General features: G+C 43.9%; 8 protein-coding genes. 2 read left to right on the top strand and 6 right to left on the bottom strand.

Going from position 1 to position 11,669, the window contains the following annotated elements:
- Positions 1-156: 156 nt before the first annotated feature.
- The 4 genes from rsmB to G3570_RS08775 form a co-directional block, all read right to left on the bottom strand.
- Positions 157-1,476 (bottom strand): 16S rRNA (cytosine(967)-C(5))-methyltransferase RsmB, encoded by a 1,320-nt coding sequence (gene rsmB / locus G3570_RS08790; protein ID WP_165141415.1) that lies wholly within the window; start codon positions 1,474-1,476, stop codon positions 157-159.
- A 601-nt stretch (positions 1,477-2,077) separates the two neighbouring features.
- The gene (locus tag G3570_RS08785) at positions 2,078-3,676 is read right to left on the bottom strand and encodes a DUF4139 domain-containing protein (protein ID WP_165141413.1); all 1,599 of its coding nucleotides are present in this window, start codon (positions 3,674-3,676) and stop codon (positions 2,078-2,080) included.
- Positions 3,677-3,837: 161 nt separating this feature from the next.
- On the bottom strand, positions 3,838-5,175 hold the full coding sequence (locus tag G3570_RS08780; RefSeq protein ID WP_165141411.1) for an APC family permease: 1,338 nt from the start codon (positions 5,173-5,175) through the stop codon (positions 3,838-3,840).
- Between the two features lie 37 nt (positions 5,176-5,212).
- Positions 5,213-6,055, bottom strand: coding sequence for a class I SAM-dependent methyltransferase (locus G3570_RS08775; RefSeq protein ID WP_165141409.1), 843 nt, complete (start codon positions 6,053-6,055; stop codon positions 5,213-5,215).
- Positions 6,056-6,438: 383 nt separating this feature from the next.
- Here G3570_RS08775 and atpD point away from each other — a divergent pair, with 383 nt between their 5' ends.
- Positions 6,439-7,935: a F0F1 ATP synthase subunit beta gene (gene atpD / locus G3570_RS08770; RefSeq protein WP_165141407.1), complete on the top strand. Its 1,497-nt coding sequence runs from the start codon at positions 6,439-6,441 to the stop codon at positions 7,933-7,935.
- A gap of 9 nt (positions 7,936-7,944) precedes the next feature.
- Complete coding sequence (locus tag G3570_RS08765; protein WP_165141405.1) at positions 7,945-8,364, top strand: F0F1 ATP synthase subunit epsilon; 420 nt, start codon at positions 7,945-7,947, stop codon at positions 8,362-8,364.
- A gap of 141 nt (positions 8,365-8,505) precedes the next feature.
- On the opposite strand, the gene G3570_RS08760 is transcribed toward G3570_RS08765, so the two are convergent.
- Both G3570_RS08760 and G3570_RS08755 read right to left on the bottom strand, forming a co-directional pair.
- On the bottom strand, positions 8,506-10,872 hold the full coding sequence (locus tag G3570_RS08760; RefSeq protein ID WP_165141403.1) for a penicillin-binding protein 1A: 2,367 nt from the start codon (positions 10,870-10,872) through the stop codon (positions 8,506-8,508).
- Positions 10,869-11,648: a UDP-2,3-diacylglucosamine diphosphatase gene (locus G3570_RS08755; protein ID WP_165141401.1), complete on the bottom strand. Its 780-nt coding sequence runs from the start codon at positions 11,646-11,648 to the stop codon at positions 10,869-10,871. Before G3570_RS08755 ends, G3570_RS08760 begins: the two co-directional genes overlap by 4 nt.
- Positions 11,649-11,669: the final 21 nt, after the last annotated feature.

Below are 11,669 nucleotides of genomic sequence, written 5' to 3'. Positions count from 1 at the left end.
TATCTGGTGATCAAAAATTTTCTAAAAATTAAGATAATAAAAAGGAGAGAAGGGTGTAAGCATGGAACGCGGGGTGCGCGAACCATAAGTATTTGCACTGTTTAATTAGTAAATATTTGTACTGTGCAAATCCTTATGATATGCGTTATCCGTGTTCTATTTTACTCGTTTTAACCTCACCCCGAAGTGTCCGTCACAATTATGCTTGTGGGGGAAGGTTTGGTAAGCTTTTCCCTCTTCAGTGATGACCTCATCTGGCAGGTATCCGCCAACCGGTTCCAGTTCAAAATTTTTGTGTTTCTTAAGAAACTTGGCAACCTGTTGCATGTTTTCTTCCTCTTCCAGGGAACAGGTGCTGTATACCAGTCGACCACCTTTTTTCACCATCTTGGCTGCGGAGTCTAACAGTTGTTCCTGCTGAGCAACGGCTCTTTCAAGACCTTCTTCATCACGGCGCCATCTCAGATCGGCGCGCTTGCTTAATACACCGGTGCCGGTACAAGGTGCATCTAGCAGAACGCCATCCGCTTCATCCAGTTCAAGTTCGGTTACGTCAGCCCTGCGCACTTTGATGTTTTCAGCATGATACTCAAGAGCACTTTCTGCAAGCTTATCCAGGCGCTCCGAAGAGATATCAACTGCAAGGATGTCTCCATCGGCATTCATCATATCTGACATCATAATGCTCTTGGTACCCGGAGCTGCACATAGATCGTAAATCGTTTCACCGGGTTCCGGATCCAGAAGGGTAGGGGCAAAGCCTGCCGCTATATCCTGGATCTGGCAGAAACCTTTACTGAGCCATCCTTTTGAGATAAAAGGTGCCACACTATCCACCCGGAAATAACCCGGCAGCCAGTCACTTTCTTCAAACTGAATGCCGTTTTTGGTCATACGCAGTTTAAAGTTTTCCGTTTTTGTGCGCAGGTTGTTGGCTCGTACGTAATAGGTCGGACGTTTATTATTCGCCTGCATCAGTTGAAAAGCTTCCCGCTCTCCGAAGCGCTTGCTCCAGCGTTTTACTAGCCATTCGGGATGCGAGAAGGTAGTGGCAACTAACTTGGTCCGATCTTTGAATTTCGGTTTGGGCAGTTGATCACCGTCACGCTGTAGATTTCGCATAATGGCATTGACAAGATCTCCGGTACGGTGCCCGAGCATCAGCTTGGCAATTTCTACCGATTCGTTGATGGCAGCATAATCAGGAGTGCTGTCCATGTATATCATGTCGTAAATACCCAGGCGTAGTATGTTCTTGAGACTGGGCTTCATCTCTTCAATATTGACATTGGAAAAATTATCAATCAAAAAATCAAGGTAGGAGCGCTTCCGTAGTATGTTCTGTACATACTCCCTTACTTCGGCCCGATCGCGTGTATCCAGTTCATTGGCTGTGGAATAGTCCAGAATTCCGTTTTCATCAAATTCTATTAATATTTCTACGCTGACAGAACGAGCAGTTGCTTCAGTTTCCAATGTAATATCTGTTTTTGTTGATGATTTACTTAATAAAAAACTAATGCTGACTAATTAGTTCAAAACTGCGTGGCTGAACTAAAGTAGGTCACTCAAATAGCATTTTCCGGCGATGCAAAAATACAGTTTTGGCGAGGGAGTTGCTAATGAATATTCGGGTAAATTTGGAAACTTTTTGCGTCTTTGTTTGCGGGAGGTGTTTTTAAATCAGAACGGAAGGTATAGCTTCTTTATTAGAACTTTCCATTCTGTTCATTTTAACTTTAGAAGATCCCGTAACGAATGCGGGCAGATCCTATCAAGTCTTTTGACCTCATAGGCCCTCCCTGCGAAGGCAGTGATCTTCTAAAGGCAATATTCTTGATAATAACTTCATTGCTTATCTATAATGTCAATTTCATTCTTTCTCGTCAATTGCTCAGCGGATGACGCGGCAACGGACACTCTGCGTCCAATACGGTATGGCTGAAATAGATAATTGCAATTAACATACAATGAGACCTGTCACCTATGACCGCAGAGCGGGGATATGATTGCACCACCGCAGAGCGATGGCTAAGCAGATAGTTTTAATTAATAGATCATCTGAATTTCAAAGTGCTTACTTTTCTCGAATTTGCTTACCGGTAGGGTACTCCACCCGGTATCGGAACTGCCTGGAGACCGAGCTGCCGGCCGGGATAGAAAGGGTCCAGGTTAGCTCACCGGTATCTTCATTCAAAGAAGCCCCGCTACGCTCCTGCAGGTCTATTTCTATATCCTCGTTTGTGGAAACAGGTATTTGGTCAACCAGAGTTAGTTCAATAGCTTTATTTTTTGAGTTTCGAATGACCAGTTCCCAGGCCCGTGTTTCCCGAACCCGGTTCCCAAAGAAATTTTTCTCAGAAAATTCTGTCAGGCGATTGCGTTCAATTGCAATGCCTTCATCTTTCCCTAAAGAAAACCGAAGGGTATCACTGACGGCATTTGATTCGATTTGTGCCTGACCAACAAAGGTTTTTTCAAAATAGAGGTTGGCTTCCCCGTTTAAGAGGTTAAGATCTTCCCAATCAGTTAGTAGCGCTGTTAAATAAGCAGTTTCCTGGTTTTTTGGTATGGCAAAATAACGGTAGGTGGCAGGGAGTGAATGATTCTGAACACTAACCGTCCTGGTATCGCCATCACCTGATACCGTATAGGGTGTTTCAATATCAAAACTAAAACTTGTGTGGTTCTGATTGACAGAAACAGCCGGTCTTCCGGATAGTTCACTTCCATATCCCGTTACCACAACTTCACCCAGTGCCTGTGGTGCCATTTTAGAAGCATCCTCCATGCGTTGTCTGGCTTCTGCTTCTAGGAATCGCAAATAGATAGGTTCTATAGATGGGATATTGGTTGAGCTAAGTGGCTGAGCTGATGATACCGACAACTGTACATTGTTCCAATCTATTCCACTATTCTGATAGATATTAGCTTTGTAAGTCAGCTCTAGCGGTTGGTCAATATTTTCAACCCTAACGTCATAACTGGGATACCAACCGGCGCTGCTAATAAAATAAGAGATGGTAAAATTTACAGTCCTATTTCCGTTAGATTCAATTTCAGCAATCAGTTGACCTGATTGTTGCCTCAATTTTCTGCGTAATTCATTAATGCTGCTATTGATATCATTAAGTTGTTGCTGTGCCTCCTGTAACGATTTTTTTACATCAATTCGGGAAGTCTCAATTTCTGTCAGCTTTTCCCGGAAATACTCCATTGCCTGTTTAATTTCCAAGGCAGATATTTTTTCATTTTCACCGCGAAGTGTTTGATTTGAAAGTAGGATATTCAATTCACGGTCAAGTACGGATTGTTCAGCTTGTTTCAGCGCAATTTGTGATTCAAGTTCTTTTTTTTCGGATTCCAGAGAATCAAGCTTTTCACTCCTGTAATCATTTCCCGCCTCGCTTTTTCTAACAGAAAGAAGGGTAACCGGTACATCCGAAGATATTTGTATCGACTGCTCATTGAGCATATTGGATAGATTATTGAAAATGATGCTGTTGCTGCCTGAATTTAACTGGACCGTTGCCTTACGTGTAATCTGAGCACCCTGTAGATAAACGGTAGCACGCTCGATTGAGGAAGGGACCGTAGTTGCATTGGAGGGTTGGGGGAGCTGATGAAAGGCGTTGAGGTTCAAAAACAGACTTAAAACAATTGTGAGTAAAGACATGATAAATAATTTTATTGATCAGATGAATGATTATAAATCTATTCGGGCAAAAGATGAAATAGCCGATTTGTTACCACTAAGCCAAAAAGTATAATCGAAACGTCCTATTTTGGACTTCTAGTATGAACTAATTGGAACTTGTGGATCTATGTGGTAAGAAATTAAATTTTCTCTCTATAGTATTCTACCATCACCACAGGTATACCAAGGCATAAGATCCCGACACCAAAGAGGGCACCCGGACCGGTAAATGCAAGACTGGAGTAGAGCATATACCCACAGGCCAATAAAAAAAGAATGGGAGTGACCGGATAGAGCGGGACCTTGTAGGGAAGTTCGCTTATATCGTGTTGATTGCGAAATACGAAAATGGACATTGTTGACAGTAAGAGGAAAAGCCAAAACACCGGAGCCGTATAATCTACCATAGTTGCTACCGCTTCTTCTGTAAAGGTGCCCAATACAACCAGCAACAGAGCAATGCCGCCCTGAACCAGTAATGCATTAAAGGGTGTATTTCTTTTTTTATGCCAACCATCAAGAAACCGTAGTACTTTAAAATCTCTGCCCAAAGCGTAATTGGTCCGGGCTCCGGTTATCACTGTTGCATTTGTTGTTGAAAGAGATGCTAAAATTACAATAACCGTAACAAATATTGCACCGCCGGGTCCTAATACCTTTTCGGTTAAATTGGATCCTACAGTATCGGCATTTTGCAAGGCTTCAAGCCCTAATACATGTAGATAGGCACTATTTACAAGCACATAGATCCCTGTGATGAGTATGATACCCGCTGTGAGAACCGTGGCCATATTTTTCTTGACGCCCTTGATTTCTGCCGATAAGTAGGCGGCTTCATTCCAACCCCCATAGGTCAACAGTACAAAAATCATTGCTGATCCCGCTGCACCAACAGAGGGAAAACTCCATACCTGATTTGCGGCGGCTGCCGGTTCCTCCGGGACATTTGAAAAGAAACTGAATATCCCAAGACCAATAAGCAGAATAACAATGGCCGATGCCAGGATATTTTGAACGCCACGTGACTCAGCAGTACCGTAGAGGTTCAGTCCGGTAATCAAGATAATACCTACAGCGGCATAGATGGAAGAACTGTAGGGTCCGAGATCGATTAACAGGGTAGCGTAGTCTCCAAGGATAAATGCAGCAAGAGCGATTGAACCGGTCTGAATAACCGTCATCCGTCCCCATGAAAAAATAAAGGCAGGGAAAGAACCGTAGGCCTCATTAAGGAAGAAGTATTCACCACCCGTATCGGGTTTGAGAGCAGCCAGTTCGGCATAGCATAAGGCTCCAAGCAGCGAGATAAAACCTCCCGCGATCCAATAACTGATAAACTGTAAATCACTCGTTGCCTGTTGGGCTACGAGGGGAGGAAGGCGGAATATACCTATACCTATTACAATGCCGACAATAACAGCAATGACACTCAGGTTATTGAAGGTTTTTAAGGGGTGCCCAGCCGTTTTTTTATCCATGCAATGTTAGTCCGGTTAAACAATTTAGATGTATTTTTTATTGTTTGCCGGCCCGCCAGTTTGTAAAACTTTTGTTCTCCTGAGTATGCTGCTGCTGAACCCCTATAATTTCATCTCCTTCAACCCGTCCGCTCAGTATATATCTTACATCTCCGTTAACTGCGCGAATATTTATTCGTTTGCCTCTGAGATCGGCTGCTTCGACGCGGTAGCTATTGCCTTGAGAGTCTGATAGATTTGCACTGATTTCCTGGAATCGCTGGGTGACATTCATGGTAAAATTCTTATCATCCGTCTGCCAGCTCCAGCTGCCTTCCACTTTGGCCGGTATCACCCAGAAGTAAATATCATGAGTACCCGACCCTTGGTTGTCATTCACAATGACTTCTTTATCAGCTTCCCATTCATCCATATCGAAACTGTGAGAGACCACACGGGTCCCTGGCTCCAGCTTGTCCAATAGCTCGGGACGGAGTTTCTCGTTCACGGTAGGGAGGAGGTACATTGTTATAACAGAGGCATTGCTGAAGTCGGTATTAAAAATATTAGCCTCCATAAACATGACCCGGTCGGCTACATTTGCATTCACTGCATTAGTTCTGGCTTCCGAAATGCGCTGAGGATCAAGATCGATGCCGTGACCTGTTGCGCCTCTTTTGGCGGCGGTTATTACAATTCTGCCATCACCGGAACCCAGATCGATTACGTAGTCGCTTGAATTAACATCTGCCAGATCAAGCATTCGTTCAACTACTTTTTGAGGGGTGGGCACATAGGGTACATCAAGATCTTGTGCCTTTACTTCCAATGTTGTAAAGGTAAGAAAAAACAGTAATAGCGGAATCAGTAATTTTGAGCAACTATTTTTGGCATTATTCATGATCTTCAGTTTTAAGTGTTAGGTAGTATCTGATGAATTTGGAATACAATTTAGAGTATAGATTCTAATAAGTTTATAAAAAGTAAGATCTTAGCATATCATACAAATTTCTTTGAATAATAATTGAGGATGGTTTTGATTTTTCAATTTTTAAAATTTACAACTTTGCTAATTAGAAGTGTCTTGACATCTGTTATTCCATGTTCAGGATCTTGCAAAATTCAAAGAATTAATTATTCAAACCCTTTTGCCATTGCTTCGAAAAAAAGCTAACTTTTGCCGCCTTGAAAGTGATAGAAAATCTGCATCAATAATATGTTCTGATATTCTGTTTTGACTGCAGATCTCAAGTAAAAATTAATTTTTTCAATCGATCATAGATAATGAATAAAGGAACCGTTGCACAAGTTATCGGTCCGGTTGTGGACGTCGACTTCAACAAAGGCGAGATCCCACCGGTACTGAATGCCTTATACATAGAACAAGAAGATAATAACATACTATATCTAGAAGTTGCCCAGCATCTTGGTGAAAACAGAGTTCGTACTATTGCTATGGACTCAACCGACGGTCTGGTCAGAAATACGGAAGTCGTTGACTCCGGTGCTCCTATTTCAATGCCGGTTGGCGAAGACATTCGTGGCAGACTGTTTAATGTGGTCGGTGAATCTATTGATGGTATCGAACCGCCAAAAGGTGAAGAGCGTTATCCCATCCACCGACCAGCTCCGAGTTTTGAAGAGCTGGCAACTTCTACGGAAATGCTTGAGACCGGTATTAAAGTTATTGACCTGCTTTGCCCCTATGCAAAAGGTGGTAAGATCGGCCTATTCGGTGGTGCAGGGGTAGGTAAAACGGTATTGATACAGGAACTTATTAACAATATTGCCAAAGGTCACGGTGGACTTTCGGTATTCGCCGGTGTCGGTGAACGTACCCGTGAAGGTAATGACTTACTTCGTGAAATGATCGAGTCCGGAGTAATTCAGTATGGCGACGAATTTAAAGAAGCCATGGAAGAAGGCAAGTGGGACCTCTCCAAGGTTGACAAAGACAAATTAAAAGAATCACAAGCAACATTGGTATTCGGTCAAATGAACGAACCGCCTGGAGCCCGTGCACGTGTTGCGCTTTCCGGATTGACGGTTGCTGAATATTTCCGTGATGAAGTTTCCCGCGATATTCTTCTCTTTATTGATAATATTTTCCGTTTCACCCAGGCGGGTTCAGAGGTATCAGCACTGCTAGGACGTATGCCTTCTGCGGTAGGATACCAGCCTACACTGGCTACCGAGATGGGTGACCTTCAGGAGCGTATTACTTCTACCAAGAAAGGATCTATTACATCGGTACAGGCGGTATATGTACCTGCCGATGACCTTACTGACCCTGCTCCTGCAACAACTTTTGCTCACCTGGATGCAACGACAGTATTGAGTCGTGAATTGACACAGATCGGTATCTATCCGGCTGTTGATCCATTGGATTCCTCTTCAAGAATTCTTGACCCGCATGTGGTTGGTAAAGAGCACTACCAGACTGCACAGCGCGTAATTGAGATTTTGCAGAAGTACAAAGACCTGCAGGATATTATTGCTATTCTGGGTATGGATGAACTTTCTGACGAAGACAAAACTACGGTTGCTCGTGCACGACGTGTTCAGCGATTCCTTAGCCAGCCGTTCTTCGTGGCTGAGCAGTTTACCGGACAGCCCGGACAGTACATCAAGGTTGAAGATACCGTAAAGGGCTTCAAGAAAATTCTTGATGGCGAACTGGATCATCTTCCTGAAAATGCCTTCTACATGGTTGGAAGTATTGAAGAGGCTGAAGAACAGGGCCAAGAACTACTGGAACAGGAAAACGAAGCAGCTGAATAATAACTGATCATGAATAGCTTTCAAGCGCAAATTCTCACGCCAGAAGGATCTCTGTTTGACGGAGATGTAAAAGGCGTACAGGTTCCCGGGGTCTTAGGCAGTTTTGAAGTCAAGACCTTGCATGCAGATATTATCTCCACTTTAGATATAGGACTAATACTCGTTCGCAACGCGGATGGCAGTAACCAGTACTATTCAGTAAGTGGCGGATTTGTTGAGGTACATGACAACAAGCTGACCTTGCTGGCAGAAGCTGCCGAACCTGTAGAAGAGATCGATGTAGAACGAGCCAAAGAGGCGAAGCAACGTGCCAAGGAGCGACTTGATGCGGAAGACAAAGACGTTGACAAAAAACGTGCTCGCAAGGCCCTTAAGCGGGCAGAAAACAGGATCAAACTCTCTATGAAGTTTTCCGTGAGCACGCAATAGTAGCTCTTAGAATTTACGAATAAGAAAAAGGCGATGAACAATCATCGCCTTTTTTATTTTGAGCCACTGTTTTGCACAGATAAGTATAAAAAATTCCCTTCAGCGAAAATCTGTCATATCACGTTTTATCCGTGTTCTATATTACCAGCCGACACGTCCCTTATTCTTGTCCTTCATAGGGTTATCCGTAGCAGCACTATCCGGATCAATCGGCATGACAAATCCCGGAGGAGGGGTAAAGGAGTCATAGCTCCATGGAGTTTCCGGATCCGATGTTGAGAGATTGATAAACTTACCCACAATCGGTAGTGCAGAACGTGCACCCTGCCCGATACTGTAAGAGATATCAGTTGGAAAGCGTATTCTTCGGTCTTCACCGCCCACCCAGGATCCCATAACGACATGGGGCATCATGGCCACAAACCAGTTATCGGCACTATTCTGAGTGGTACCCGTTTTACCTGCAACATCCTGCTGAACGTTATAAACATTTCGTAGTCTGACACCGGTACCGTGAAATCCTTCACCACCGCGTATTACGCCCCGCATCATGTCTACCATCATGTATGCGGTTTCAGGACTTATAACCTCCTCGCGGTACTCCGGGTTATATTCCTTGATTACGTTTCCTTCTTTGTCTTCGATACGGGTGATAGCAATGGGTTCTATGTGTACGCCCTGGTTAGCAAATGTGGTGTAGGCGCTGACCAGTTCCAAAAGAGATACCTCGGCCGTACCCAGTGCAATAGAAGGGTAGGGCGGAGTATTCGTCATATCAATCCCTAGATTGGAAGCCATCTGCTTGATTTTACGTGCAGCAGGTTCAAGTTCTTCCAGTTTCGTAGTACCCGGATTTCCTGCAATCTCAGGTAGCAGACGGACTGTAACATTGTTCAAACTGCGGGCAAGCGCCTGACGCAAGGGAACCATAGTCGGACCTTCCGGAACTTGAGGGTCTTTGGGATCCCATACATTGCCGGCGCGATCATAGTACTTGGTCGGGTATTTGGAAAATTTGTGGTAAGGCTTGTACCCATTATCGATAGCAACAGAATAAACAAATGGTTTAAAAGTGGAACCCGCTTGTCGCTTGGACTGGTACACGTGGTCATACTGAACACTGCCGTAATTCGATCCTCCCACCCAGGCACGGATGTTACCGTTACTGGGATCAATAGCTACAAAGCTGGCTTCCAGTCTGGTTCTTGCCCGTTTAACCGAATCTACATACGCACTGTCGGCCATTAAGGTATCAAACACAACTGACTCCTGATCGGTATTGTATTTGGAGAAGGCATTTTTATACCGGTCGGTTTCACGGATGAAATCTCTTAAAAAGCCGGGATATTTTTCCCAGAAGCGATCCATATACTCGCCGCCGGGAGATGTCCACTCGTCCTCATAAATGCTTTGCAGGGAGTCCAGCTTCGTCTTTACTGCCTGCTCCGCATATTTTTGCATGTGAGAATCAATGGTGGTGTAAATGGACAGACCGTCAGTGTAAATGTCGTACCCATTCTCCTTGGTCCACTCCATTACTTTTTTTCGGATATATTCACCGAAATACCGGCTCTCACGACCGGAGTTCGAAGGCGGATGATAGTCAAGCTTGATAGGCTCAGATATCAACTTTTGATAAACTTCATCGCTTATAAGTCCGCGAACATTCATCAGGCGTAACACGATATCCCTACGCTGTTGGGAGCGTTCCGGAAAAAGTCTAGGATTGTATGCATATACGGCATTTACTGAGCCGACAAGTGTAGCAGCTTCCGAGATGGTAAGTTCAGCAGCTGATTTGCCATAGTGGGTCTGAGCTGCCGTTTCAATACCAAAGGCGCTGTTGGGAAATTCAACCGTGTTCAGATACATCTCGATGATTTCCCGCTTGGTATAATTCTGCTCAATCTGAATGGCGGTAATCATCTCCCGTAGCTTACGAATGACAGAAAAGTCCCGACCAATTTTTTTGTAAAGGTTTCGCGCCAGCTGTTGGGTCAAGGTGGATCCTCCCTGAATATCTCCGAGTCCAACTGCTGCTTTAGCTAGGTGATAGGGGATGGCAAGTGTTCTTACCATGTCAATACCCCAATGCTGGTAAAAACGGTGGTCTTCGGTAGCTATGAGAGCATCGATGACGTGAGGAGAGATGTTCTCAATGTTTACATTTTTACGGTTTTCCTTGAAATACTTATCCAACACTACCCCGTCTCGGCTGTTAACCGTTGAAGCAATAGCTGTTTGTGGATTTTCCAGTTCTTCAATCGATGGCAGGCCAGTTGACAAGTATATTAGGAAGCCAAGGGCTAGAACCAGAAAGGCCCCGATAGTAATGGCACCGTATTTATATAAATCACTTTCCCATAGATTCTGAAAACGACTGCCTGAATTCTTTGGTTTTTGCGAACCGGAGCCGGAATTTCCATTCCGCTTTTCTTTCATTTTTCGACGGTATTCCGGATCGTTGAAATAGCGATCCATGTCGTCATTTTGAGAGGAGTCACTCATGTATTTGGTGTAGGGGTTAATTGCCTTGCTTCATCATTCCAACTAACGAGCGTTAATTCGCTGTTATTGTACACTGCAACGGATTTATGCTGGTAGAATGTACCCAAATTAATAAAGGTTCCGAAGTCAAAATTCAATCGTCGCGGACTGTGATCGTGCCCACAAAGAATAAAATCAGTGTCCGACGATTCTAACTGTTTTCTCGCCCAATTGTTCAGATTTTTTTCGGCTTCTGTAACCTCACGGGAACGTGCCAGTCTGGAAAACTTCATCATGATATCTAATCCTGTATCGGGTGACAGCACTGATTGATACAGTTTTACGAAGTTTGGGTTCCGTAAAATCCGGTGAAAGAGTGGTCTGGGCAGATTAAAAGAGGGATCATCCAAACCATCACCGTGCAATAACATAGCTTTTTTACCATCCAAGTTTACAAAATGGTGGTTTTTCTCAATCTTGAATCCAACGGTTTTAAAATATCCGTTGGTCCAGTTATCATGATTTCCGGTAATATAAAGTGTTGAACCCGTATTCCGATTGTATTTTTCGAATCGCTCCAGTAACTCTTCTCCCAGCTCGGGCCTGTGATTGGGGTATTCCATCCAATAGTCGAACAGATCACCCAGGATGTACATATCGAAATCATTATTCTCACAGAAGTCGATGAGATGGATAAGCTCCAATTCAATTTTTCTGTTTAATGTCTTATCAAAGCCGCCAAGATGGGCGTCTGATACAAAAAGTTTTTTCCCGGTTTTGGTGTGTTGACCAGACATAGATAAGGGCGGAAATATGGC

Origin of the sequence: Halalkalibaculum roseum, from assembly GCF_011059145.1 — a bacterium.
Taxonomy (GTDB): Bacteria; Bacteroidota; Rhodothermia; order Balneolales; family Balneolaceae; genus Halalkalibaculum; species Halalkalibaculum roseum.
The sequence above is the reverse complement of the archived record's forward strand: the minus strand, read 5'-3'. Positions and strand labels throughout refer to the sequence as shown.

Bases quoted from the DNA above. Each gene is read 5' to 3' on its own strand.
- G3570_RS08780 (WP_165141411.1), bottom strand. From the start codon at position 5,175: ATGGATAAAAAAACGGCTGGGCACCCCTTAAAAACCTTCAATAACCTG.
- G3570_RS08755 (WP_165141401.1), bottom strand. From the start codon at position 11,648: ATGTCTGGTCAACACACCAAAACCGGGAAAAAACTTTTTGTATCAGAC.
- G3570_RS08765 (WP_165141405.1), top strand. From the start codon at position 7,945: ATGAATAGCTTTCAAGCGCAAATTCTCACGCCAGAAGGATCTCTGTTT.
- atpD (WP_165141407.1), top strand. From the start codon at position 6,439: ATGAATAAAGGAACCGTTGCACAAGTTATCGGTCCGGTTGTGGACGTC.
- G3570_RS08760 (WP_165141403.1), bottom strand. From the start codon at position 10,872: ATGAGTGACTCCTCTCAAAATGACGACATGGATCGCTATTTCAACGAT.
- G3570_RS08785 (WP_165141413.1), bottom strand. From the start codon at position 3,676: ATGTCTTTACTCACAATTGTTTTAAGTCTGTTTTTGAACCTCAACGCC.
- G3570_RS08775 (WP_165141409.1), bottom strand. From the start codon at position 6,055: ATGAATAATGCCAAAAATAGTTGCTCAAAATTACTGATTCCGCTATTA.